The organism is Pseudomonas sp. 09C 129, assembly GCF_002843625.1.
GTDB classification, from domain to species: domain Bacteria; phylum Pseudomonadota; class Gammaproteobacteria; order Pseudomonadales; family Pseudomonadaceae; genus Aquipseudomonas; species Aquipseudomonas chlororaphis.
Genome location: NZ_CP025261.1, coordinates 5,286,950 through 5,310,880, shown reverse-complemented (window position 1 = coordinate 5,310,880; position 23,931 = coordinate 5,286,950). Strand labels below are relative to the sequence as shown.

Below are 23,931 nucleotides of genomic sequence, written 5' to 3'. Positions count from 1 at the left end.
ATTGATGAAAGCCTGGATCTGTCTACCGTTGATTGCATTGGTACTCGGTGGTTGTGCTGGCAAGACCGCCTATCGCGACAGCTGCGGTACGCAACTGGATGCGGCCTGGCATGAACTGGACCTGGCCAAGGCCGAAGGTTTCGCTGGCACAGTCAGCTATTCCAAGGCCCTGTCGCTGCTGACCGGGGCCAAGACCCAGCAGCAATTCGAAGCCTTCGAGGGCTGCACCAAAAAAGCCGAGAAAGCTCGTTTCTATATTCGTGAGTCGCGCGCCGGCCGCTGATCGCAAGGCTGGCGTTTGCCGCTAGACTGAAGAGCGCTCTTCAGTTTCCGTCTCGCAGGCGTCGTGAGCGCGCCTGCCAGTCATGCCAGGGCCCGGCCGCAGTCTTTGTGCTGCGAGCCGGGTCATTCGTTTCGGGAGTCAATGATGTCTGCCTTGGTTGATCGGTTGGTGGCACAGGTGTTGGGGCTGGAGGTGCGCTTGCTGGCGTGCCAGGCGCGTTTGCAGGCGGTGACCGACCCCGAGGCGCTGCACGACCTGCGTACCACGGTGCGCCGCTTGCGCAGCCTGTTGCGAGCGTTGCGCGGCTCGCCTGGTGTCGAGCAACTGGAAGCGGCGGCTTCGGCGGTCGGGCAACTGACGACGCCGTTACGCGACCGTGAGGTCCTGGCTGCGTACCTGCATCAGCATGACTACCATCAGGCCGCAGAACGCCGTACTGCGGGGTTGGCGGATGAATACCGGACAGTGGCGACGGGCTCCGAACTCCAGCAGCTGCTGCTGGTGCTGGATGCCTTCCCGCGTTTCCTGCGGGCGGCGCAACGTCAGGAGCTGTTGCGCGGCTTGCGCAAACGCATCGAAAAGCGCCTGTCCAAGCAATGGAAGGCACTGGACGAGGCCCTGCACGATCCGGCTCACGATCGGCACCGTTTGCGCCTGCTGATCAAGCGTGTGCGCTACGCCGCCGAGGCTTATCCCGAACTGGCCGAACTGTCGCCCAAGGCGGTCTCTCGCTTGAAGGCCGCTCAGGGCGCGCTGGGCGACTGGCATGATTGCTGGCAATGGCTGGCCCAGGCCGAACGGCAGGCGGACCTGTTGCCTTGTGTTCCGGTCTGGCACGCCACCATGCACAAGGCCGAGGGGCGTGCCGATCGGGTGCTCGACAAGCTGAGCGCTACCTGTTTCCGTAGCTGACTCCCGGCTGGCGGCTTATCTGTCAGTCTTTTTGGCGGGAACAAGTGCTTTACGCGTGTGCGCTGCTGGTTAAGATCCTCGAACCCTTTTCTTGATCAGAGGTGCTCATGCGCTTTTGCGATTTGCTCGATGCCGTCCGCCACCATCCGTTGGAACTGTCGATTCCAACCGAGTGGGCGCAGGGGCGGGCCAGTTTCGGCGGATTGGTGGCGGCTTTGCAGTATGAAGCCATGCGCGCAAAAGTCCCCGCCGAACGTCCGGTGCGTTCACTGGCGATCACCTTTGTCGGTCCGGTCACCCCCGATGTGCCGGTCAGCTTTGAAGTCGAGGTGCTGCGCGAAGGCAAGGCCGTCAGCCAGGTGCTGGGACGTGCGGTGCAGAACGGTCAGGTAGTGACCCTGGTACAGGGCAGTTTCGGTGCCTCTCGGCCGTCCGAGGTGACGGTTGTCGCCGAGGAAGCGCCCAGCATGAAGCATTGGGACGAGTGCCCGGAACTGCCTTACGTCAAGGGCGTGACGCCGGAGTTCATGCGCCATCTGGCAATGCGCTGGAGCATCGGTGGCATGCCGTTCACCGGCAACAAGTCGCGGGACATGGGCGGTTGGGTGCGCCTGCGGGGCGACGTCAAGGAAGAGCCCATGACTGAGGCGCATATCCTCGCACTGGTGGACGCCTGGCCGCCGGCCTTGTTACCACAACTGACCAGCCCGGCACCCGGCAGTACCCTGACCTGGACCATTGAATTCGTGCAGCCGCTGCTGGCGTTGAGCACCCTGGACTGGTGCAAGTACCGGGTGAATATCGAACATGCCCGTGACGGTTACGGGCATGCGGCCGCGGCACTCTGGAGTGCCGAAGGCCGGTTGATTGCGCTCAGCCGGCAGACGGTCACCATCTTCGGTTGAACCCCTCTCAATGTCGGTGGCGCTTGCGCCATGCACGCCACCAGGCGCCGCTGAGGACGAAGCGTGGAAAGGTCACGAATTGTTCTACCAGCAGGCGCTGGACTGCATCTTTACGGTCACTGAACGGCTCGGCGGCTTGGGCCTCCAGGCTATGGCCGTGACGCTGCAGGCCCAAAGCGGCGATCAGGCCTACCACGCCGATGGCGACGTTGGTGAAGCTCAAGCCGAATACTCCTGAAACCAGCAACAGAAAGCCGACGATGAACAGCGGCACTGCAATCAGGTGCAACACCAGGTTGGTCGGGTTGCGGTGGTTATGCGGGTAGGAGCGCCATTGCCAGGCGGGGAGGTTGGGGTGACGTTTACCCATGACAGTGATCCTTGATTCGTAGAAGCCTATGTATCAAAGGATAGGCCTCATGCGAGGGGGCGGCGAATCAAGGCTGGCTATGGGGGCGATAGCTTGGCAAGGGTTTCGCCGCGGCAGGGAGGCTGATCCTGCTGCAACGAAACTCGTGTTTTTAAAGCTTCAATTGACCGATGGCCTTGCTCAGTTCCCCAGCCAGGGTCGCCAGTTCGTTGCTGGTGGTCGCCGAGTCGACGGTCTGTTGCACCGTGTTTTCGGTGACGTCGCGAATACTCACCACGGCGCGATTCATTTCTTCCGCCACCTGGCTTTGCTGCTCGGCGGCCACTGCAATCTGGGTATTGCTTTCACGCATCTGCGCCACGGCCGTGGTGATTTCCGCCAGCGCTGCGCCGGCTTCCTGTGCCTGCTGCACGCAATCGTCCGCCTTGAACGAGCTTTCCTGCATGAAGTCCACCGCGTCGCGGGTACCGGCCTGCAGGGCGGAGACCATCCGGGTGATTTCGTCGGTGGAGGTCTGCACCCGCTTGGCGAGGTTGCGTACTTCATCGGCGACCACCGCGAACCCGCGGCCCATTTCACCAGCGCGCGCCGCTTCGATCGCGGCATTGAGCGCCAGCAGGTTGGTTTGCTCGGCAATGCTGTGGATCACGTTGACCACGCCATTGATCTTCTGACTGTCCTCGGCCAGGCGCTGGATCATCTCGGCGGTCTGTTGCACGCCGCTGGAGAGCCCGGAAATGGACTTCTGCACGCGGCTGACCACTTCCTGGCCGCTGCCGGCGAGGACATCGGCGGCCTGGGAGCGATCCCGGGTGGCGCCGGCGTGCTGGGCGATGTGATAGACGGTGGCGGACATTTCGTTGATCGCTGTCGCGGCCTGATCGGTTTCGCTTTGCTGGCCCAGCATGCCGTGACGCACATCGTTCATGCTCGATGCCAGGCGCGCGGCGCCGATATCCAGTTGCCGGGCGGTATTGGCGACGGTGTTGACCACCCGCTGATAACCCGCCTGCATCGCATTGAAGGCGCTGGCCATCTGGCCGACCTCGTCCGTGCACGACAGGGGCACGCGGGCCGACAGGTCGCCGGTCTTCTCCACATGCAGCATCACATCCTTGAGGGTGTTCAGTTGGCTGAGCAGGAAACGGATCAACAGTTGCGAAGCACCGAGCATCGCCAGCATCAGAATGAACACGGCCACCGCGTACTGGCTGAAGCGTTCGCTGAACACCTGACGCAGGCTTGGCCCATGGGCAAGCACCGCAATCCGTTGGCCATCGGCCCGGGGCAGCACTTGCGCGCCGATCAGAGGGTTTTCGCCGAACAGCGGCATTTCATCGAAGGCCACCCATCCATTGGCATTGCTCAACTGCGGCAGGGAGCGCTGATCGAGGCTGGGGATCTGGCCGGCCGCGAAGCTCAGCAGATTCTCGGCATTGGGCAGCGCTTGCCCGGAGGGCCATGCGTCGAGCAGGCTCGCCTGGGCCCTGGCGTTGTTTTGTGAGGCCTGGCTACGCGCTTGCTGCTCCAGCTGGACGGCGTACAGGACCAGTAGCAGGGTGGTCACGAAGGCGACCGCATTGACCGCCCAGAACTTGTATTTCAATGAGATATTGCTGAGCCAGGCACCCATGGAAGGTCTTCTCTGATTAAGCGGAACAGTATTGGCAAGGTGCCATTATTGTGCCGCTATGCAGAGAGTCGAATCTTGATATGCGTCAAGCAATCTCGGGCAAGGCGAAGAAGGCACGGGCGCTGGCGGTACTGTGGGCCGCCAGCTCTTCCTGGCTCTCGCCGCGGTGCAGGGCCACCTCGCGCAACACTTCGGTCAGGTAGGCCGGTTCGTTGCGACCGTTCTTCGGCTTGGGGCGCAGGCTGCGTGGCAACAGATAGGGGGCGTCGCTTTCGAGCATCAGGCGACCGCGGGGAATCTCTCGTACCAGCGGGTGCAAGTGAGTGCCACGGCGCTCGTCGCAGATCCACCCGGTGATGCCAATGTGCAGGTCAAGGTCCAGATAGTTGAACAGCGCGCGCTGTTCGCCGGTGAAGCAATGCACCACCGCGGCCGGTAATCGGTCACGAAAGTCGCGGACTATTTCCAGCAGGCGCTGGCTGGCGTCGCGTTCGTGGAGGAAGACCGGCAGTTGCAGTTCAACGGCCAGGGCCAGGTGTTCCTCCAGCACTTTTTCCTGTTGCCCTCGGGGGGAGAAGTCCCGATTGAAGTCCAGGCCGCATTCGCCCACGGCCTTGACGCTGCTTTCCTTGAGCAGACTGCGCAAGCGCTGTGCGCTGTCGGCATTCCAGTCGCTGGCGCAATGCGGATGAATCCCGGCGGTAGAGAACAGTTGGCGGCCACTTTCATCCAGTTGCCGCGACAGCTCGAGTGCCTGTTCGCTGCCCTCGACACTGGTGCCAGTGAGCACCAGTTGGCAGACGCCGGCGGCATAGGCACGGTCCAGTACTGCGCGATGTTTTTCGGCGAAACTTGGATTGGTCAGGTTGACGCCGATATCGATGAGTTGCATGGTGCTATCTCCGCCTGCGGCCGGAAAGCATATCAGAGCTGTAGATTTATAAGAAAAGCCAAGAACTACAACGAGTTGAAGCTGTCTCTTGATGCCGGAAGAAAGGCTGCGGTTGGTTTGCCAGCCGTGGTTGTGCCAGTCTTTCGCATCTTGTCAGCGCTCTAGGCGCTCTGTTTCTGTCGCCCGCGTTTTCGCCATTGCTCGAAAACCCGGACAGTATTCTTCCCGGAGAGCGGATGACGCGACCCTCGGTTTTGCTAGCGTTGTGCTTGTCGTTGCTGCTGCCCCTGCCGGCGGTAGCACGCTTGGCTGGCCCTCCGGAAGCGGCCGTAGCGGGCAAGGTTCGCGACCTGGCGGACATTCGCAGCAGCCGGGTCTTGCGCGTGCTGGTCAACCAGAGTCGCAATAGCTCCGGTGAAGTCCAGGGCCAGGCCATCGGTGTCGAATATCACCGTCTGCGTGCCTTTGAGCAGTACCTCAATGGTCACGCTCGCGACGGTCAGGAAATCAGTCTCAAGATCATTCCCAAAGCCAAGGATCAATTGCTCGGTGCGCTGCAGCGTGGCGAGGGGGATCTGGTCGCTCCGGGAGAGTTGTTGGAGGCGCTACCGGGGCAAGCGGTAAGCCCCAGCGAACCGGTCGCCAGCAACGTGCCGTTGCTGCTGGTGGGAATCAAGGGCGAGCGGCGCTACACCCGACCTGAACAACTCTCCGGCAAGACCCTGGCGCTGACCACAGGCAGCGCTGCCGGGGATGCGGTGAGCCAGATCAATCAGAAACTGGCGCTGCATAAGCTGGCGCCGGTCAAGGTCGAGTGGGTCGATCCGAGCCTGGCAGTCGAAGATGTCCTGGAAATGGTCCAGGGCGGGATCTTTCACCTGACCATCGTCGAGAAGCCCATTGCCGAGCGCTGGGGCAAAGTCCTGCCAAAGCTGCGTTTTGATCGGCAACTGGTCATCAGCGAGCCTGGCGAGGAGCACTGGTTCGTGCGGCGGGATGCCTCGATGCTGCGGGCGAGCATCGATCGTTTCCTGAAGGTCTATAAGGCTCCGGCGGATCAGGACGTTGCGTTCTTGCGCATCTATCGACGCCTGTATCAGGTGCATAACCCTTTGACCCGGGCCGATCGCCAGCGCCTGGAAAAATTGCGCCCGGTATTACAGAAGCATGCCGATGCCCAGAACATGGACTGGTTGAACCTGGCGGCGCTGGCCTTCAAGGAGTCGTCGTTGCAGCCCTCTGCCAGGAGCGGCAGCGGCCCGACCGGCCTGATGCAGATCACCCCGTCAGCCGCCCAGCGGGTAGGGGTCAATAACATCCAGACCCTCGATAACAATGTGCTGGCCGGAGCCAAGTACCTGGCGTTGATCCGGCGCAAGTTCTTTTCCAGTCCCAAGCTCAACGAGCGCGAGCGTATGGCATTTGTCCTGGCGGCCTACAACATGGGGCCGGAGCGAGTACAGGGTATGCGGACCGAAGCCCGGCGACGCGGGTTGAACCCCAATCAGTGGTTTTTCCAGGTCGAGCGCATTGCGATGGAACAGGTCGGAATGGGCGCCGTCAGCTATGTTAATAGCGTCAACAAATACTATTTGGCCTTTGACCGGGAACGCGAATCGTTGGAGCCGCAAGCGCGTAAGGTCGTCTCAAGGAAATAATCGATAAAGTTGATTGTTATCTTGCTATTTTTGCACTTTTAACATGAGATTTTGTGATTAATATAGCGACCCATTACCCAACACTACAAAGGACTACACAGCATGAGCACACTGATCAAAACCGTACTGAACACCCGTGCAGGCTACGGCCTGACCGTCCTGCGAGTTTTTGTCGGCATCATTTTCGCCGCTCACGGCGCGCAAAAGCTTTTCGGCCTGTTTGGCGGTTATGGATTGGCAGGTACGGCACAGTGGATGGAGAGCATCGGCCTGGCACCAGGACACCTGATGGCGCTGTTAGCGGGCGGTACCGAGTTCTTCGGCGGTCTGGCGCTGATTATCGGTCTGTTGGCACGTCCTGCCGCGTTGGGGTTGAGCTTCACCTTGCTGGTGGCGATTTTCTCCGTGCACATCAGCAATGGCCTGTTCATGGCGAACAATGGCTATGAGTTCGCCCTGGCTCTGCTCGGTGGCACCATTGCGGTTCTGATCGAAGGCGCAGGCAAATTGTCACTCGATGCGGCGATTGCCAAGTAACTTCCGGAAAACACCCAAGGCCCGCTTGTAGCGGGCCTTTTTCGTTGCTGATTTCGTTATTGGGGATTCTTGACACTACCCCGTCGGCTTCTCTAGGATTGTTGCCCATGCGCCGATTTAAACAGCTACTTGCGGGGCGCCAGGTGATTCGGAATATCACCGACAGAAGCTCTACCGGCTTCGAAATACCGCTAAAGCGCTGGTTCGGTGTTGCCTCTCACCTGCCCGGCAGAAAATTGAGGCAGAGACACGACACGATGAATGCACTCCACCCTCCTGTACGTCTTGCGCCAATCACGGCGAATCTTGTTCAGCGCAATCCAAAAATTCTTCTTGGCGGCACACACCAGCCGACATTGCTGCGTTATCTCGATGGCTGGCCACGTCGTAGCACAGGCCCTTCGGCCTTTCTCATCCAGTTCATCGAAGACGGCGAGCCCTTGGCTCGTTTTGCCAACGACAGTTTTGACCTTGCGGTGATACAGGCGCCCAGCTCGGAAAATGCTGCGGAAGTCATCCGGCATCTGACCCGCGTGGCTCGACAGGGGCTGATCACCCGCAGGTAAGTACCGTAGGTGACCAACCTGGCTGTCGAGGTGGGGGCGATGTTTCTGAATCCCAGCTAAAGGCTGCATCGATATCAGGGGTTCAAACTACGGAGTTGCGTTTGGCCAGCTCCGCCAGCGCTACCAGATTGGAAACATTGAACCGTTTTAGCAGCCTGACCTTATAGGTGCTCACCGTCTTGTGGCTGATCAGCAACGCATCCGCGATTTTCTGATTATTCAGGCCGCTTGCCAGCAGTTTCAGGACGGTGATTTCCCGGTCGGTCAGTTGGGCAATCAAGACACTTTCCTGGCAGGCGGCGTTTGTATTCTGTTGCAAGGTGCTGATTGTATCTTCGGGGAAATAGCTATACCCCGACAATATGGCTTTTACCGCATTAGCCAGTTCGTTCAGATTATCGTTCTTGCACAGAAACCCGGCCGCACCGGCCTGCAAACAGCGCAAGGCGAAGTTCTTGGAGTTGCTGGAAGTCAGCACCAGTGTCTTTATCGGCAGTCCAGCGGACTTTATATGGGAGATAACGGAAAAACCGTCGAGGTTGGGTATGTTCAAGTCCAGGATGAGCAGGTCTGGAAGATGCTTGCGTACCAGCTGGACGGCGTCGGCCCCGTTGTCCGCCTCCGCGACGATGTTGTGTTCGTGAGGTTCCAGAACGGTTCTTATGGCGAGTCGAATCAACGGATGGTCGTCGACGATGATGATACTTCCCATGCAAGGCATCTCGATATTTAGGGGGAGGGTGCCCTGCGTATGTTATCCGAGCACTCTGAAAACTAAATCAGACGAATCTGATAGTTGTCATTGTGTGGCTAAGTTATGGTTGAGCTCCGTTTTTATCTGGCCAAGCCACGCTCGCTATGCATATTATTATCTTTAGACCGACCTCTCATCTGAAAGGCTCTTGGTTATTCAACACTCTTTTGCGTCTTGATCGTTTCATCTACTGGTTTGCTCCTTCTCTAGCGATGTTGATGGGGGTGGCTGGTGTCGCGCTGTGTTTTTTTAGCTGGCAGCAACGACTGATATTGACAGGAGGGGCCGGGCTAGTACTGCTACTGCTGGCGGGAGGGTTGGTCATGCTATGGTCGAATTATGATTGGTGGCTGTTCAAGCTCAGTCCGCAGAAGGGCTTGAATATTCCTCTTAAATGAGATCGGAGTTGTCAAGGCTGTCAGCCATAACATGGTAAATTGACAGCGTTGACTTTTCTGGTAGTGAGTTGTCGGATAGTTCTACCTGAAGAATGGGAATTGTCCGGTTGCTGGCATGTGTTGTTAGGAGGTATTTTTTACTCCGTGTGATATGTTTTTAGATATATGACGGAGCCTAAGTCAGCGATGCTGCTACGAACTATTTCCATCGAAAACGCAGAGCAAGAAGTGCTGAATGGTGCGGTGCTCTGCAGTTTTGCAATTCCTATGCTGAGGCGTAATTTTCTTGCCTATAGCTTAAATGAGGGCGCTGAAGTCGGAGAGTCGCGAGTTTATATTGCGATGTTGCATAAAAAGGGGGAAGAGTATGCGCTGAGTTCGATTGAAAGCGAACGCGATTGGCGTCTGGTTATTCAGGTCTTCAAAGAGATAGTTACTCATGCAACGCGGCTTGAGATTCGACAACAAGGTGCTGCTGGCAGTGTTGGCACTCCCTACCATCTGATTGACCTTAAAGGCTGTGTGATACCGACGGGGAACCTTTCCGAGCATCGTTCACTCACCATCAAGAAAAATTTGGTGGTGAAACTCATATCATCAGAAGCTTCGACAGTTTGTCTGCCTGCAATTGATGACACCGAACTCAGCGTTCCAGCCCTTGATGTTTCTATTGAGACGACCTCTCAAAATCCCCCTGCTGCAAAAGATGCCACAGAGTGTGTGGACGAGGTTCCTGACTCGAACGAGTATGGTTCGCCAGAAACTGTTGAGGACCTTGAAGGGGACCTGCCTGATGATGCCCCATCCAGATCTGAGCCGATTGGAGAGCCATATGAATTATGCCAAAAGGACGCTGAAACCGAGGCTTATGTAAGGGAGGGCTCTACTGAGACCTCGTTATTGGCCGAGGATCTTCAACAGGGTATTGCTGGCTTAGCTATCACCAATGTCGAAAGTCATGTCGACTCATCCAGGAGTGATGCTCTCCTGTCAGGTGTTACAACACATAGAATAGATGCTGACCAGTCTGCTGACCCGGAGGTCGATGCCGTACGTCTGCATCAAGGTATACAGAACACACTGGCTGATTTGGCGGAGGTGGTTCGCGATTTGACTTCGGAGGATGATGTGGAATTAACCCAGGGAAATGAGTACGACCTGTCGATGTCTGACAGAGTTCCGACTTTGGTAGACAGGCAGCTTCAAACCATCCCTGATATCGATCAGTCCGGTGAAAATGCTGTGGATGCAATGCCGGATGAGTCGGACGGTTGTGAAGCCTCACTAGAGCATTCGCTGGATAAGGATCAGTTCCTGATGGATACGGCTCCCGATACCGAAGTTGTATCTCAGGGGGCGGATACCGATCATCTGCTTTTTGATGTAGAGAACACGTTGTCAAATCTTGCACATATGGCGCAGGAACTGGCACAACAAAAATTGATTGCAGTGAAGCAGCAGGAGGCCTTGGAGCTTTTAAAGGAGCAATTGCAGGAGCGAGAACGCAAGCTTCAGGAAAAGGATGAATACTTGCGCCAGTTACAAAGCCAGCTTCAACAAGAGAGGATCGCTATCGATAAATCCGCAGAGCACAACTCCAAGGTGATTGCCGAACGCAGCGTTGCTCTACAACAGTTGGCTGAAAATGTGGAGTCCCGAGAGCGAAGTGTTGCGCGGCGCTCTGAGCTATTGCAGTTGGAGCAACAACGTCTTGAAGAAATTTCTGTAAAACAAAGTGTTCGTGCATCCGAGCTTGAAAAACGGGACATCGGGATCCAGCAAAAAAATGCCGAGCTTGTGGAAAGATTAGCGCAGCTATCCAGTACCCGTAAAAAACTGAGCAATATTGTAAAAGGCTTCAATGAGACAGTGACCTTCAATAATAGTCTGCATAGCATATCTAGTACCTTATTCAACGACGACGAGTAAGGCGCCTCAGTTGAAATCGCAAGTGTCTATTTTAGTCCCTGGGTGTTTTTTCATGTAAGGCAATATGTGATCTGTATGAAATAGTCGGCTAGTAATGGTTGGGCAGGAGACGGGAGAAATGGGGTGCATGCGTGTTCTTTGATGAGCGTTCTGATCGGACTTGCACATGAGCTTGTTTTTACCTCGCATGACCAAGGCAGTCGCTTTTCATACAGAGCCTAGAGATCGATTCATTCTAGATGGTGGATGTTCCGATGGCATGCGTCTTACTGGAAGGTTTATTTTGCTCAATATTGGTTCTCAGTGCTCCGGTTGACCCATAATGCTGAACGGCTCATAAGGCTCTGCATGGGGAATTTAACCAATTGAGTACCAAGCTCATTACGCAGGAAGGTTTCGAGGCTCTGAAAAGCGAGCTGGATTACCTGTGGCGGGAGAAGCGTCCGGATGTGACGCAGAAAGTCACTTGGGCGGCCTCCCTGGGGGACAGAAGTGAAAACGCCGATTATCAATACAACAAGAAACTCCTGAGGGAAATTGATCGCCGGGTTCGCTACTTGCGCAAGCGACTCGAAGACATGAAGGTCGTGTCTTATTCGCCGGAACAGGAGGGTCGGGTTTTCTTCGGCGCCTGGGTCGATATCGAGAATGAAGAGGGTGAAACCAAGCGTTTCCGTATCGTCGGTTATGACGAGATATACGGGCAGAAGGATTACATCTCTATCGATTCACCCATGGCCCGGGCGCTCTTGAAGAAAGAAGTCGGCGACGAGGCGATAGTGCAGACGCCTGGTGGAGAAATGTGCTGGTGGATCAATCAGATCGAATACGTGAAATGAACTGCCTGCGAGGGGCTTACCCCTCGCGCAGTACTGTCAGTGGACTGGCATTCAATGCCCGGCGTGTCCCGTAGACACCGGCACCGCCGATCAGCAGGGCACCGATAACAGGCAGGAGCAACAGCCAAGGATGTGGATGCCAGGGCAGGTCGAAGGCAAACCGATACAGCACCAGGCTCACCAGTTCCGATCCCAATGCCGCCAGTAGCCCGCTGACGGCTCCCAGCAGCCCGAACTCGATACGCCGGGCCTTGACCAGTAATTGTCGTTCTGCACCCAGCGCCCGTAGCAGGGCGCCCTGACGAATACGCTCGTCCAGGGTGGCCTGCAGTCCGGAAAACAGCACGGCCATGCCGGCGGCGAGCACAAACAGCAGCACGTATTCCACGGCCAGGGTGACCTGGGCCAGGATGCTGCGCAGTTGTTCGAGCAGAGCCTCCACTTGCAGGATGGTCACTGCCGGAAACGCCCTGGACAACTCGACCACCTGCTGGTCATGACCCGCAGCCAGATAGAAGCTGGTCAGGTAAGTGGCGGGCAGATCCCGCAGCGTGCCCGGCTGAAAGATCATGAAGAAGTTGGGCTGGAAGTTGTCCCAGTTGATTTCCCGCAGGCTGGTCACCCTGGCCTCGCGATTGACCCCTCCGACGCTGAATGTCATCTGGTCGCCGAGTTTGAGTTTCAAGCTTTCGGCCACCAGGGCCTCGACCGAGACGCCAGGTAAATCCCCTTCGGGCTGTTGTGCCCACCACGAGCCGCTGGTGATCTTATTGCCCGCTGGCAGATCCGCGGCCCAGGTCAGGCTCAAATCGCGCTGCACGGCGCGGTCGCCACTGGAATCCTTGCTGACGATTTCCCGGACCGGTTCGCCATTGATGCTGATCAGCCGCCCTGGCACTACCGGATACAGCGGTGCGGAAGGGGCGGAAAGCGCCACCAGCTTGTCGGTGAAAGCTTGTTTGTCCGCGGGCAGGATATTCAGCGCGAAATAGTTCGGTGCGTTCTTGGGCAACTGGTTTTGCCAGGTGTCGAGCAACTCTCCACGTAACAGCGCAATCAAGGCCATCGACAGCAGAATCAAGCCGAAGGCCAGGGATTGCCCCGCAGCGGCCAAAGGATGCCGCAGCAACTGGCCCAGCCCCAGGCGCCATGGCAGCGACGCCTTGGTCAGCAAGCGACGCAGACTCTGCAGGGCCAGCAGCAGTAATCCGCCCAGAACCAGGGCAGCGATGACGCCGCCGCCGAGCAAGGCAAAGGTCAGCAGCAGATCCAGGCTCAGGCGCCACATGATCAGGCCCAGGGCCAGCAAGGCGGCGCCATACACCATCCAGGTGCTTGGGGGGATCGGCAGCAGGTCACGGCGCAACACCCGCAAGGGTGGGACACGCCCCAGCGCCGCCAGTGGCGGCAAGGCGAAACCGCCAAGTGCCACCAGGCCGGTGCCGATACCGGCGACAGCGGGCAGCAGCCCGCCAGGAGGCACGTCGGTTGGTAGCAGGTCATGCAGCAGGTAAAACAGCCCAAGCTGGGCGAGCCAGCCAAGCAGTGCGCCGACGATGCTGGCCAGGATGCCGAGCAGGGCCAGTTGCAGGGTGAACAGCAGCATGGTTTCCCGGCGGGACAGGCCCAGGCAGCGCAGCAGCGCGCAGGCATCGAAACGGCGGGAAGCGAAGCGCGCAGCGGACAGGGCAACCGCCACGCCTGCCAGCAGCACCGCCACCAGGCTGGCCATGTTCAAGTAGCGTTCGGCCTTGCCCAGGGCTCCGCCGATCTGGCGGTTGCCATCTCGGGCATCCTGCAGGCGCTGATTGGCCGCCAGGCCTGGCTTGATCAATTGGCGATAGGTTTCCAGGGCGCTTCCCGGACCGCGCCAGAGCTCCTTGTAACTGACCCGGCTGCCCGGTTGCACCACGCCGGTGGCGTTCAGGTCGCTCAGGTTGATCAGGACCCTGGGGGTCAGGCTATAGAAGTTGCCGGCGCGATCCGGTTCGTAAGTCAGTACCCGGCTCAGGCGCAGGGTTTTCATCCCGACGTCGATGCTGTCGCCGATTTTCAGGTCCAGCGCGGTCAATAGTCGAGCTTCGACCCAGGCTTCACCCGGTTGCGGACCACCGCCGGTTTCTTCCGTCGCGTAAGGGGCCGGGGCGCTTTTCAGTTCGCCGCGCAGCGGGTAGGCATCGTCCGCGGCCTTGATACTGGAAAGCTGGATGCCATTGTCGGTGGCGATCACACTGGAGAACTCCACCACCTGCGCATGTTGCAGGCCCAGTTCCCGGCCGCTTTGTATCTGTTCTGGCCTTGCTGGAGAGCTGCTTTCAAGCAGCAGGTCCGCGCCGAGAAACTCCGTGGCGCGCAACAGCATCGCGCCGTTGAGGCGTGCACCGAAATAGCCGATGGCGGTGCTGGCGGCTACAGCCACCACCAGGGCGAAGAACAATACCCGCAGTTCTCCGGCGCGGGCGTCGCGCAGAAGTTGGCGAACGGCAAGGCTGAACAGGCGCAACAGCGGCAGGCGTGCCATCAAGGCTCCAGGGGGGCGACCAGCAGGCCGGCTTCAAGGCGGATCAGGCGCCGGCAACGATGGGCCAGGCGTTCATCGTGAGTGACCAGGACCAGCGTCGTGCCGCTTTCCTTGTTCAGATCGAACAGCAGGTCGCTGATGCGCTCGCCGGTGTGGCTGTCGAGGTTGCCGGTCGGCTCATCGGCGAACAGCACGTCAGGTTCGGCGGCAAAGGCGCGGGCGATGGCCACCCGCTGTTGTTCGCCGCCGGAGAGCTGGCGAGGCGAGTGACTCAGGCGTTGCCCGAGCCCGACGCGCTGGAGCAGTTCGGTCGCACGCTCGCGGGCATCCCGACGGCCGTCCAGCTCCATGGGTAACATGACGTTCTCCAGGGCATTGAGGCTGTCGAGCAGTTGGAACGACTGGAAGACAAAGCCCACATGCTCGGCCCTGATTCGGGCGCGCTGGTCTTCGTCCAATGTGCCGAGGCTGCGACCGGCCAGGGTGACCTCGCCGCTGCTGGGCAGGTCGAGCCCGGCCAGCAGGCCGAGCAGGGTGGATTTTCCGGAGCCGGAACTGCCGACGATGGCCAGGCTGTCGCCTTTGTTCAGTTCCAGGCTGAGTTCGTGCAGGATGGTCAGTTCACCTTCCGCGCTGGGAACCACTTTGCTAAGGTTCCGCGCAGTGAGAATGCTTGCGCCCATGGAGAATCCGATGCGTGTGTGGTTTTTGAGTGCTGGCCTGGCCTTGATGTGCATGGCCCAGAACGCAGCGGCGGGTACAGTCCTGATCGTTGGCGATAGTATCAGCGCGGCTTTCGGCCTGGATACCCGGCAGGGGTGGGTGGCACTGCTCGAGCAACGGCTCAAGAGCGAAGGTTTCAACGATAAGGTGGTCAATGCTTCCATCAGTGGAGACACCAGCGCAGGTGGCCAGGCGCGGCTGCCGGCGCTGCTTGCAGAGCACAAGCCGGAGCTGGTGATTCTCGAGTTGGGCGGCAACGATGGCCTGCGTGGGCAACAGCCCACGCAATTGCAACAAAATCTTGCTTCGATGATCGACAGCTCCAAGGCCAGTGGTGCCAAGGTGCTGTTGCTTGGCATGCAGCTGCCACCCAATTACGGCGTGCGTTATACCCAGGCGTTTGCCGAGGTGTACAGCAAGCTCGCGAATGAAAAAAACGTAGCGCTGGTGCCATTTTTTCTGGAAGGGGTCGGCGGCAATCCCGAGCTGATGCAGGCCGATGGCATCCACCCTGCGGTCACCGCTCAGGGCAAGTTGCTGGAAAATGTCTGGCCGACGCTAAAACCGCTGCTTTGACGCTTTTCTACCGGCAGTGTTTCGGCTAATGTGGCGCCCCCGATTTGGAGCCCCCGATGCCGCGTCCCGCCTGGTCCCTGTTTGCCTACCAACTGATCGAGCCTGACGAACAGCTCGACCTGTTCGCCTGCCAGGAAGTCCGGGTGCACCTGGTGACGCGTCAGCTGGAGCTGGGCGGCTCTGCCGATCGCACGTTGTGCGGCACCTTGCTGCCCGCGCAACCGCGCTGGTCGAGTGTCGACCGGACCATTTTCCAGGACCAGCGCCTGTGTCCGTTGTGCCGGGCGATCCTCGAATCGCAAAAGCGCGGCACGCCACCGATCTGGCCAGAGTTGCGTTTCGAGCTGTAAGGCAGCAAGTTCTCGCCCGGCTCCCTTCTTGCGCTGATGCAGCTGTCGCTCCCGCAGCCACGGGGGCGGGTGTACAATCACTTTTTTACTCGTTGATCATGCGAAGGATTTTCCGGATGTTGCCGCGCTTTCCTGTCGTCACCCGTTGCCTGACGCTTGCCGCCTTCTGTGTGGCCGGCCCCGTTGCCGCATTGGAACTGCCTCTACCTCCACCGGGCGAAGATATCGTCGGTCAGGTACAGGTGATCAAGGCCAAGTACGAAGACACCTTTGCCGACCTGGGCACGACCTACGACCTGGGCTATTACGAGATGGTCGCGGCCAACCCGGGAGTGGATCCCTGGTTGCCGGGCGCGGGCACCGAAGTGGTGTTGCCGACGCGTTTCATCCTGCCGCCGGGACCTCGTGAAGGCATCGTGATCAACCTGGCTGAATATCGCCTGTACTACTACCCGAAAGGGCGGAACGTGGTGTACACCTTCCCCCTGGGTATCGGCCGGGAAGGTTGGGGGTCGCCGATCGCCCATACCAGCATTGTCGCGAAGACGCCGAATCCGACCTGGACTCCGCCAGCCTCGATCAAGGCCGAGCACGCCGCCGACGGTGACCCGCTGCCAAACGTGGTGCCGGCGGGTCCGGACAATCCGTTGGGGCCATTCAAGTTCACCCTGGGCACGCCGGGCTACCTGATCCACGGTTCGAACAAGAAGTTCGGGATCGGCATGCGCACCAGCCACGGCTGCTTCCGGATGTTCAACAACAACGTCCTGGAAATGGCGAGCATGGTGCCAGTGGGGACATCGGTGCGCATTCTCAACGATCCGTACAAGTTTGGTATCAGCGCTGGCAAAGTCTATCTGGAAGCTCACACGCCGCTGGATGACAAGGGCAATCCGTCGGTCGTGGACAAGCACACCGCGGTGATCAACGCCTTGCTCAAGCGTGAAGACCTGGCCAATAACTTGCGGATGAACTGGGATGTGGTGCGCGACGTGGTGGCGGCCGAAGATGGTTTACCGGTAGAGATCGCCGTACCGAGCACTGCGCCCGTAGTATCGGCGCTGCCTATCGATATGCAGCAGTAACGGCTGGAACAGCAACCCGTCGATGCCTCCGGGCGTCGACGGGTTTTTTATTGCCGCAAGAAAATCCGGGCAATAAAAAAGCCGACCCAATAAATGGGTCGGCTCGATAACAATCCCGAGGGATTATTACTTGCGGCTAGCTTTTTCCAGCATACGCAGAGCGCGCTCGTTAGCTTCGTCAGCAGTCTGTTGTGCTTTTTGAGCAGCAGCCAGAGCTTCATCAGCTTTACGGTAGGCTTCGTCTGCACGAGCCTGGGCACGAGCTGCTGCGTCTTCAGTTGCAGTCAGACGAGCTTCGGTTTCTTTGGATACGCTGCTGCAACCGGTAGCCAGAACTGCGGCCAGAGCCAGAGCAGAGAATTTCAGAACGTTGTTCATCGTGTTCCCCTTCAAGGACTTTCTATTAAGTAGCTATCTCATCCGAGTGATGAAATGGCCGGCGTACATACTACCCATTACTTGTAGTAAGTAAACTGACGTAGCGCAAGAAGCAAAAAAAATTCTAGGCGTTGAATCTTTTTCGAGCAACTTTTTATTGATCTGTATAAAAAATACGCAACCTTGTCACCCTGTTGGGAGGTTGCGCTTGTTGACCGTATCTGCCGTAGAGCCCCTTTGCACGGCGCTTGCGGAGTGTAGGCTAAAGTCTATCTATATCGACTCGTCTACACTTTTGTTCAGAATCTGTGGGGCGCCTCACGCATCTTTGTCCATGTTGAGGTGACTTTAAATGGGTGGGCTCGTCTTAAATCTCAACATCCGGCGATGTTCAGGTTGTTGATCCTCAGGCGGTTTGATCGAGCGTTTTGTATGTAGCTGGGAACAGGTCCGGGGAAGTATCGACAGAAAACTGGCCTGATGCCAGTATCTTGAACGCAAGCGTCCCTTGAGCATTGGTGCCAATGGTGCCTACTATTTGAAACGTGCTCGGTCATGCGAGAGCGGCAAGCTCTCCTCGGTGTTCAAACAGGCACGGGGTGGCGTAGTTGTTCCTTCGCCGGAAAAACATCGGTAAGGTAGGGGTCAGAATCCAAGACCCGCGAGGAGTAGTGATGAGCGAGGCGTTGTCCATCCACCATGACCAGGCTGGTCATCAATTCGAGACCAATGTGGACGGTCATCGTGCCTACCTGACCTATATGGACCTGGGTAAGCAGACCCTGGATATTTATCGGACGTTCGTGCCTAACGCGCTGCGTGGTCGTGGTATTGCCGCGGCACTGACCGAGCAGGCGTTGGAATATGCTGACCGCATGGGTTACACGGTGATTCCGTCGTGCTCATATGTGGAGCGCTATATGGAGCGCCATCAGCGCCATGCCGCGAAACTCTGAGCGGGGACGCCAAAAAAACGCCGGGCTTGGCCCGGCGTTTTTGTGTCTGCGATACGGGGTCAGGTACGAACCCGTTTTGGCAGGACGTCCTTGAGCTTGGCGTGCATGCTGCGCAAGGTTTTCTCGGTGCTTTCCCAATCGATGCAGGCATCGGTGATCGACACGCCGTATTGCAGTTCGGCCAGGTCCTTGGGAATTGCCTGGCAGCCCCAGTTCAGGTGGCTTTCGACCATCAGGCCGATGATCGACTGGTTGCCTTCGAGAATCTGGTTGGCCACGTTCTCCATCACCAGCGGCTGCAAGGCCGGGTCCTTGTTGGAGTTGGCGTGACTGCAGTCGACCATGATGTTCGGCTTGATCTTCGCCTTGTTCAGCGCCTGCTCGCAGAGGGCGACGCTGACCGAATCATAGTTCGGCTTGCCATTGCCGCCGCGCAGAACCACGTGACCGTAGGCATTGCCCTTGGTGGTGACGATGGATACGCCGCCTTCCTGGTTGATGCCGAGGAAGCGGTGAGGGCTGGAAACCGATTGCAGGGCGTTGATGGCAACGGTCAGGCCGCCGTCGGTGCCGTTCTTGAAACCTACCGCCGAGGACAGGCCGGAAGCCATCTCGCGGTGGGTCTGGGATTCGGTGGTACGTGCACCGATCGCCGACCAACTGATCAGGTCCTGCAGGTATTGCGGGGAGATCGGGTCCAGCGCTTCGGTGGCGGTCGGCAGGCCCATCTCGGCCAGGTCCAGCAGCAGCTGGCGACCGATGTGCAGGCCGTCCTGGATCTTGAACGAGTCGTCCAGGTACGGGTCGTTGATCAAGCCTTTCCAGCCAACGGTGGTCCGTGGTTTCTCGAAGTACACACGCATCACCAGATAAAGGGTGTCGCAGACTTCGGCGGCCAGGACTTTCAGGCGCTCGGCATATTCGTGAGCCGCCTTGATGTCGTGGATCGAGCACGGGCCGATGACGACGAACAGGCGGTGGTCGGTGCCGTCGAGAATATTGCGGATCACTTCGCGACCCTTGGTCACGGTGCGCAGGGCGGCGTCGCTCAGCGGGATGTCACGCTTGAGCTGGTCGGGAGTGATCAGGGTTTCGTTGGAGGCGACGTTAAGGTCGTTGATCGGTAAATCAGCCATCGTGTTACTCGTCAGGTCACGGGTGCCGGCCGCCAGCGATCCCCGCGCGGCGGTGCACAGCGGATTTAAGCGCGTCGGGGAGCCGAACCTTAGCGCGTTACACCGGGGCTCGACAATGGGCAGAGGCGGGTTTAATCCAGCGCTGGCTGCATAAAAGCCTGGTGAACCCGGTCATGGGAGAACTCGGCGGCATGCTGTTCGACCCATTGCTGGGCCAGGGCTTCGATCTGTCGCTGCTCAGCCTGGGGCTCATGCAGGTGGCAGTAGTGGGTGATCTGGCACACCTGCTCACTCATCCGGGCATGGAACAGGGTCTGTTCGTCGATGAAGGCGATCCCCACCAGATAGCCATGCTTGCGTCGCAGGCACCAGGCCACATAGCCGTTGTAGCGGGCGTTTTCACCCAGAGTGGGGATGCAGATTTCCAGTGCGGTGCCGCGGCGCCAGGCGCGGTGATAATTGCAAGCCATGCCGCCGAGGCTGATAGTGTGCAACCGTTGCCGCGAAATACATGCGTGCTCGCGTAAGGTCATCTCAACCGGAACATCGTCAGGATGAGGAATGAAACGTCCCATGAACGCAGACTCCGAGTGTCGGCTATGTGACATTGTTTCCCCCAGTATAGTGGTCGAATTGGAGCTGACCGATTTCGATATCGATCAGCGGTTATTGGCGATGAGCGGTGTTTCGCTGGTGATATTCACCAGCGTCGGCTGCGCCAGTTGTCGTTGGGCCCGGCAGCAGTTGCCCGGCTTCGATCTGCCGATCGAGCGGTTGTGCTGGATCGACGCGGGGAACAATGGCGGCGCGGTCGAGCGTTATCAGGTGTTTCACTTGCCGGCACTGTTCGTGGTGCGCGACGGTGAGTTTTATGGGGCCTTGCAGTCGCGCCTGGCACCCGGCGAGCTCCGCGAGCGCCTGGCGCAGACGCTGAACCGAATTCCAGAGGAGTTGCCTTGATGGAGGCAGTCCACACGCCGCGAATCGGCATTATCGGTACCGGAGCGATCGGTGGTTTCTATGGGATGCTGCTGGCGCAAGCCGGCCTGGATGTGCATTTCCTGCTGCGCAGCGAATTCGCCGCGGTCACCGAGCGGGGGTTGCAACTGCATAGCGCGGTGCATGGTGAGCTGACCCTGAACCCGGTCCAGGCCTATGCCAGTGCCGAAGATATGCCGCCCTGCGATTGGCTGCTGGTGGGGGCCAAGACCACCAGCAACGCCGAGCTGGCTCCGGCGATTCTTCGCGCGGCGGCTCCCGGCGCCAAGGTGCTGTTGTTGCAGAATGGCCTGGATGTGGAAGATGGCCTGCGCGACCTGCTTCCCGACTCGCTGCATCTGTTGGGCGGCCTGTGTTTTATCTGCGTGCACCGTGCCGGACCAGGGGTGATCGAGCATCAGGCGCTGGGCGCGGTGAACCTGGGGTATCACAGTGGCCCGGCAGCGCAGGACGAGTCGCAGCGCCAGGCAATAGTGGAAGAGGGGGCGGCGCTGTTCCGCAAGGCCGGTATCGGCTCCCAGGCCATGGCCAACCTGCAGCAGGCGCGCTGGCAGAAACTAGTGTGGAACGTGCCCTATAACGGTTTGTCAGTGTTGCTCAACGCCAGCACCACGCCGCTGATGGCCGATGCCGACAGCCGCGAGCTGATTCAGGCCTTGATGCGTGAAGTGGTGCAGGGCGCCCTGGCCTGTGGTCACAGCATGCCGGACGGCTATGCTGAGCACTTGTTCAAGGTGACCGAAGGCATGCCGGACTATTGGCCGAGCATGTACCACGACTACCAGCACAAACGTGCGCTGGAGTTGTCGGCCATCTATGCCGCGCCATTGGCCGCGGCCAAGGCGGCGGGATGCGAGCTGCCGAAAATGGAAGCCTTGTATCAGGCGTTGAGTTTTATCGACCGGCATAACGGTTGATCGCAGCATCGGGGGGAAGGGATATGGCAAAGGGCTTGGGCGGTAAACTGGTGGTGGCGATTTCATCGCGGGCCCTGTTCGATCTCAGCGAGAGCCATAAGGTCTATCTGGCCGAGGGGGTCGAGGCCTACCGCAAGTATCAGATCGATCACGAGGAGGAATCCCTCGAACCGGGCGATGCTTTTCCCCTGGTGAAAAAGCTCTTGAGCCTCAATGCCAGCCTCGGCCGGGCTCGGGTCGAGGTGGTACTGGTGTCGCGTAACAGTGCCGACACGGGCCTGCGGGTCTTCAACTCGATTCAGCATTACGGCCTGGATATTTCCCGGGCCGCGTTTGTTGGTGGGCGCAGCCCTTATCCCTACCTTGCGGCCTTTGGTTGCGACCTGTTTCTTTCCACCCACGCCGAAGATGTGCGCAGCGCACTGGACGCCGGGTTCGCCGCGGCGACCATTCTTTCCGGTGGCGCCCGACGCGCCGCCAGCGCCGAACTGCGGATCGCCTTCGACGGTGACGCCGTGCTGTTTTCCGATGAGTCGGAACGGGTCTATCAGCTCGGTGGCCTGGAAGCCTTTCAGGCCAAGGAGCGCGAGTCCGCCCGCGAGCCGTTGCGTGGGGGGCCGTTCAAAGGCTTCCTCGCCGCGCTCAATCTGTTGCAGCGCGAATTCCCCGACGATGGTTGTCCGATCCGCACCGCCCTGGTGACAGCGCGTTCGGCCCCGGCCCATGAGCGGGTGATCCGCACCCTGCGCGAATGGGATATCCGCCTGGACGAATCGTTGTTCCTGGGCGGCCTGGAGAAGGCCGCCTTTCTCGAAGCCTTCGCCGCCGATGTGTTCTTCGACGATCAGGCGGGTCATTGCGAACTGGCTCGCGAAGTGGTCGCCACCGGTCACGTACCCCACGGTATCAGCAACGAAACCAAGGTTTAGCTCAATGTTCACGGGCTTGCGCGGGACGTCGTAGTCGCCTTGGCACTGCTAAGCTGAATCAATCTCCGCCATATTGGCAGTCGAGGAGGTCATATGATTCGTTCGATGCTGTATGCCACTGACCTCGGTCTGTATGCGCCCTACGTGATGCAACATGCCCTGGAGCTGGCTCGAACATTCAATGCCGAATTGCACGTGGTTCATGCGGTGGAGCCCATGGGACTGTTTGCCGAGTCGGTGTTGCAGAGTTATCTCGACGAACAGGCCCTGAATGAGTTTCACAGCCAGGGTCTGAGCACGGTGATGGCGAATATCGAGCAACGGGTACTCGACAGCTTTCGCGAAGAGTTGGGGGAGGGCATGCAGGATCTCGCGCTGATTCAGTCGGTCAGGGTCTTTCAGGGGGACCCCTCGCACGTCATTCTCGAGCAGGCGTCGAAACTCTCTGTGGATTTGTTGATCGTAGGAAGTCACAGCCATGGGGCGGGCGGTGAGACTCCATTGGGCAGGACGGCAGCCAGGGTACTGCAACTGGCCAAGGTTCCGGTTTACCTGGTGCCCTTGGTACAGCGTCGGCGGCTCGGAGATATCTGACGCGCTTGTTGGAATTTTCTGAAGAAAAGTTCTAGATTTATTCTTCGAACCATTAATATAGTTATATACCGTCGCTGATGCCCGTGGCGTCTACCTGCTTTGAGGGATTCATATGAAGCTTCAACAATTGCGCTACATCTGGGAAGTGGCGCACCACGACCTCAACGTCTCTGCTACAGCCCAAAGCCTTTATACCTCGCAACCGGGTATCAGCAAGCAGATCCGCCTGCTCGAGGACGAGCTGGGGGTCGAGGTATTCGCTCGTAGCGGCAAGCACCTGACTCGCGTCACCCCGGCTGGCGAACGCATCATCACCACCGCTGGCGAGATCCTGCGCAAGGTCGAAAGCATCAAGCAGATCGCCCAGGAATTCTCCAACGAGAAGAAGGGTACCCTGTCGATCGCCACCACCCATACCCAGGCCCGTTATGCCTTGCCGCCGGTGATCAGCAGCTTTATCAAGCAGTACCCGGATGTGGCGTTGCACATGCATCAGGGCTCGCCGATGCAGATCGCCGAAATGGCTGCCGATGGCACCGTCGACTTCGCCATCGCCACCGAAGCGCTGGAGCTGTTCGGCGATCTGGTGATGATGCCGTGCTACCGCTGGAACCGTTGCGTAGTGGTACCGCAGGGCCACCCGCTGACCAAGCTGCCGAAGCTGACCCTGGAAACCCTCGCCGAATACCCGATCGTGACTTACGTGTTCGGTTTTACCGGCCGCTCCAAGCTCGACGAAGCCTTCAGCCATCGCGGCCTGACGCCGAAGGTGGTGTTCACCGCCGCCGACGCCGACGTGATCAAGACTTACGTACGCCTGGGCCTGGGTGTGGGCATCGTTGCCAAGATGGCGGTCGATACCAAGCTCGACAGTGACCTGGTGGTACTGGATGCCAGCGAACTGTTCGAGTCGAGCATCACCAAGATCGGGTTCCGTCGCGGCACTTTCCTGCGTGGCTTCATGTGCGACTTCATCGAGAAGTTCGCGCCGCACCTGACGCGCGAAGTGATGGCCAAGGCCATTCAGTGCCACAACAAGCAGGAACTCGAAGAGCTATTCGACGGCGTCGAACTGCCTGTCCACTAAGCCG

27 protein-coding genes are annotated in these 23,931 nt (G+C 58.9%); 18 read left to right on the top strand and 9 right to left on the bottom strand.

What is annotated here, in order from left to right; all coding sequences use genetic code 11:
* Positions 1-4 precede the first annotated feature (4 nt).
* From CXQ81_RS23555 to CXQ81_RS23545, 3 genes are all read left to right on the top strand, one after another.
* On the top strand, positions 5-283 hold the full coding sequence (locus CXQ81_RS23555) for a hypothetical protein (protein WP_007931360.1): 279 nt from the start codon (positions 5-7) through the stop codon (positions 281-283).
* A gap of 144 nt (positions 284-427) precedes the next feature.
* The gene (locus CXQ81_RS23550; protein ID WP_101338719.1) at positions 428-1,195 is read left to right on the top strand and encodes a CHAD domain-containing protein; all 768 of its coding nucleotides are present in this window, start codon (positions 428-430) and stop codon (positions 1,193-1,195) included.
* 107 nt (positions 1,196-1,302) lie between these two features.
* Positions 1,303-2,100 (top strand): acyl-CoA thioesterase II, encoded by a 798-nt coding sequence (locus CXQ81_RS23545; RefSeq protein WP_101338718.1) that lies wholly within the window; start codon positions 1,303-1,305, stop codon positions 2,098-2,100.
* 7 nt (positions 2,101-2,107) lie between these two features.
* Here CXQ81_RS23545 and CXQ81_RS23540 read toward each other — a convergent pair whose 3' ends face one another.
* The 3 genes from CXQ81_RS23540 to CXQ81_RS23530 all read right to left on the bottom strand — a co-directional run bounded on the left by CXQ81_RS23540 (position 2,108) and on the right by CXQ81_RS23530 (position 4,995).
* Positions 2,108-2,470, bottom strand: a complete 363-nt coding sequence (locus CXQ81_RS23540; protein WP_053262176.1) for an Mpo1-like protein — start codon at positions 2,468-2,470, stop codon at positions 2,108-2,110.
* Positions 2,471-2,621: 151 nt separating this feature from the next.
* Entirely contained in the window at positions 2,622-4,103 is a 1,482-nt protein-coding gene (locus tag CXQ81_RS23535) for a methyl-accepting chemotaxis protein (RefSeq protein ID WP_101338717.1), read from the bottom strand.
* A gap of 85 nt (positions 4,104-4,188) precedes the next feature.
* Positions 4,189-4,995, bottom strand: coding sequence for a TatD family hydrolase (locus CXQ81_RS23530; protein ID WP_007931367.1), 807 nt, complete (start codon positions 4,993-4,995; stop codon positions 4,189-4,191).
* Positions 4,996-5,231: 236 nt separating this feature from the next.
* On the opposite strand from CXQ81_RS23530, the gene CXQ81_RS23525 reads away from it, so the two are divergent.
* From CXQ81_RS23525 to CXQ81_RS23515, 3 genes are all read left to right on the top strand, one after another.
* On the top strand, positions 5,232-6,653 hold the full coding sequence (locus tag CXQ81_RS23525) for a transglycosylase SLT domain-containing protein (protein ID WP_007931369.1): 1,422 nt from the start codon (positions 5,232-5,234) through the stop codon (positions 6,651-6,653).
* A gap of 102 nt (positions 6,654-6,755) precedes the next feature.
* Complete coding sequence (locus CXQ81_RS23520; RefSeq protein WP_007931371.1) at positions 6,756-7,190, top strand: DoxX family protein; 435 nt, start codon at positions 6,756-6,758, stop codon at positions 7,188-7,190.
* A gap of 257 nt (positions 7,191-7,447) precedes the next feature.
* Complete coding sequence (locus CXQ81_RS23515; RefSeq protein WP_101339469.1) at positions 7,448-7,756, top strand: hypothetical protein; 309 nt, start codon at positions 7,448-7,450, stop codon at positions 7,754-7,756.
* Between the two features lie 82 nt (positions 7,757-7,838).
* Here CXQ81_RS23515 and CXQ81_RS23510 read toward each other — a convergent pair whose 3' ends face one another.
* Positions 7,839-8,468, bottom strand: a complete 630-nt coding sequence (locus CXQ81_RS23510) for a response regulator transcription factor (protein ID WP_007931372.1) — start codon at positions 8,466-8,468, stop codon at positions 7,839-7,841.
* 146 nt (positions 8,469-8,614) lie between these two features.
* On the opposite strand from CXQ81_RS23510, the gene CXQ81_RS31120 reads away from it, so the two are divergent.
* The 3 genes from CXQ81_RS31120 (at position 8,615) to greB (ending at position 11,676) form a co-directional block, all read left to right on the top strand.
* A complete protein-coding gene (locus CXQ81_RS31120) occupies positions 8,615-8,908 on the top strand; it encodes a hypothetical protein (RefSeq protein ID WP_037035922.1) in 294 nt (97 codons plus the stop codon).
* A gap of 186 nt (positions 8,909-9,094) precedes the next feature.
* Positions 9,095-10,837 (top strand): hypothetical protein, encoded by a 1,743-nt coding sequence (locus tag CXQ81_RS23505; RefSeq protein WP_101338716.1) that lies wholly within the window; start codon positions 9,095-9,097, stop codon positions 10,835-10,837.
* Between the two features lie 365 nt (positions 10,838-11,202).
* Positions 11,203-11,676, top strand: a complete 474-nt coding sequence (greB, locus tag CXQ81_RS23500) for a transcription elongation factor GreB (protein WP_007931374.1) — start codon at positions 11,203-11,205, stop codon at positions 11,674-11,676.
* Between the two features lie 16 nt (positions 11,677-11,692).
* Here greB and CXQ81_RS23495 read toward each other — a convergent pair whose 3' ends face one another.
* Positions 11,693-14,197, bottom strand: a complete 2,505-nt coding sequence (locus CXQ81_RS23495; RefSeq protein WP_101338715.1) for an ABC transporter permease — start codon at positions 14,195-14,197, stop codon at positions 11,693-11,695.
* The gene (locus CXQ81_RS23490) at positions 14,197-14,880 is read right to left on the bottom strand and encodes an ABC transporter ATP-binding protein (RefSeq protein ID WP_007931376.1); all 684 of its coding nucleotides are present in this window, start codon (positions 14,878-14,880) and stop codon (positions 14,197-14,199) included. Before CXQ81_RS23490 ends, CXQ81_RS23495 begins: the two co-directional genes overlap by 1 nt.
* Before the next feature lie 10 nt (positions 14,881-14,890).
* On the opposite strand from CXQ81_RS23490, the gene CXQ81_RS23485 reads away from it, so the two are divergent.
* The 3 genes from CXQ81_RS23485 to CXQ81_RS23475 all read left to right on the top strand — a co-directional run bounded on the left by CXQ81_RS23485 (position 14,891) and on the right by CXQ81_RS23475 (position 16,931).
* Positions 14,891-15,496, top strand: coding sequence for an arylesterase (locus CXQ81_RS23485; RefSeq protein WP_009044965.1), 606 nt, complete (start codon positions 14,891-14,893; stop codon positions 15,494-15,496).
* A gap of 56 nt (positions 15,497-15,552) precedes the next feature.
* Positions 15,553-15,846, top strand: coding sequence for a hypothetical protein (locus tag CXQ81_RS23480; protein ID WP_007931378.1), 294 nt, complete (start codon positions 15,553-15,555; stop codon positions 15,844-15,846).
* Positions 15,847-15,962: 116 nt separating this feature from the next.
* Complete coding sequence (locus CXQ81_RS23475; protein WP_101338714.1) at positions 15,963-16,931, top strand: L,D-transpeptidase family protein; 969 nt, start codon at positions 15,963-15,965, stop codon at positions 16,929-16,931.
* A 126-nt stretch (positions 16,932-17,057) separates the two neighbouring features.
* Here the strand turns inward: CXQ81_RS23475 and oprI are convergent, their stop codons facing one another.
* Complete coding sequence (oprI, locus tag CXQ81_RS23470; RefSeq protein ID WP_003448337.1) at positions 17,058-17,309, bottom strand: outer membrane lipoprotei OprI; 252 nt, start codon at positions 17,307-17,309, stop codon at positions 17,058-17,060.
* 674 nt (positions 17,310-17,983) lie between these two features.
* Between oprI and CXQ81_RS23465 the strand changes: the two genes are divergently transcribed.
* Positions 17,984-18,265: a GNAT family N-acetyltransferase gene (locus CXQ81_RS23465; RefSeq protein WP_007931380.1), complete on the top strand. Its 282-nt coding sequence runs from the start codon at positions 17,984-17,986 to the stop codon at positions 18,263-18,265.
* 59 nt (positions 18,266-18,324) lie between these two features.
* Here the strand turns inward: CXQ81_RS23465 and CXQ81_RS23460 are convergent, their stop codons facing one another.
* A complete protein-coding gene (locus CXQ81_RS23460; RefSeq protein ID WP_101338713.1) occupies positions 18,325-19,401 on the bottom strand; it encodes a 3-deoxy-7-phosphoheptulonate synthase in 1,077 nt (358 codons plus the stop codon).
* 131 nt (positions 19,402-19,532) lie between these two features.
* Entirely contained in the window at positions 19,533-19,976 is a 444-nt protein-coding gene (locus tag CXQ81_RS23455) for a PilZ domain-containing protein (protein ID WP_007931382.1), read from the bottom strand.
* Between CXQ81_RS23455 and CXQ81_RS23450 the strand changes: the two genes are divergently transcribed.
* From CXQ81_RS23450 to cysB, 5 genes are all read left to right on the top strand, one after another.
* Entirely contained in the window at positions 19,975-20,361 is a 387-nt protein-coding gene (locus tag CXQ81_RS23450) for a co-chaperone YbbN (RefSeq protein WP_101338712.1), read from the top strand. The two genes, CXQ81_RS23455 and CXQ81_RS23450, sit on opposite strands and share 2 nt — an antisense overlap.
* Positions 20,361-21,317 carry a putative 2-dehydropantoate 2-reductase gene (locus tag CXQ81_RS23445; protein ID WP_101338711.1) on the top strand — a complete coding sequence of 319 codons (957 nt, stop codon included), beginning with the start codon at positions 20,361-20,363 and terminating at the stop codon, positions 21,315-21,317. The genes CXQ81_RS23450 and CXQ81_RS23445 overlap by 1 nt, the downstream gene beginning before the upstream one ends.
* Positions 21,318-21,340: 23 nt before the next feature.
* Positions 21,341-22,246, top strand: coding sequence for a 5'-nucleotidase (locus CXQ81_RS23440; RefSeq protein WP_007931385.1), 906 nt, complete (start codon positions 21,341-21,343; stop codon positions 22,244-22,246).
* A gap of 93 nt (positions 22,247-22,339) precedes the next feature.
* Positions 22,340-22,840 carry a universal stress protein gene (locus CXQ81_RS23435; protein WP_007931386.1) on the top strand — a complete coding sequence of 167 codons (501 nt, stop codon included), beginning with the start codon at positions 22,340-22,342 and terminating at the stop codon, positions 22,838-22,840.
* Between the two features lie 112 nt (positions 22,841-22,952).
* Entirely contained in the window at positions 22,953-23,927 is a 975-nt protein-coding gene (cysB, locus tag CXQ81_RS23430) for an HTH-type transcriptional regulator CysB (protein WP_007931387.1), read from the top strand.
* Positions 23,928-23,931 lie beyond the last annotated feature (4 nt).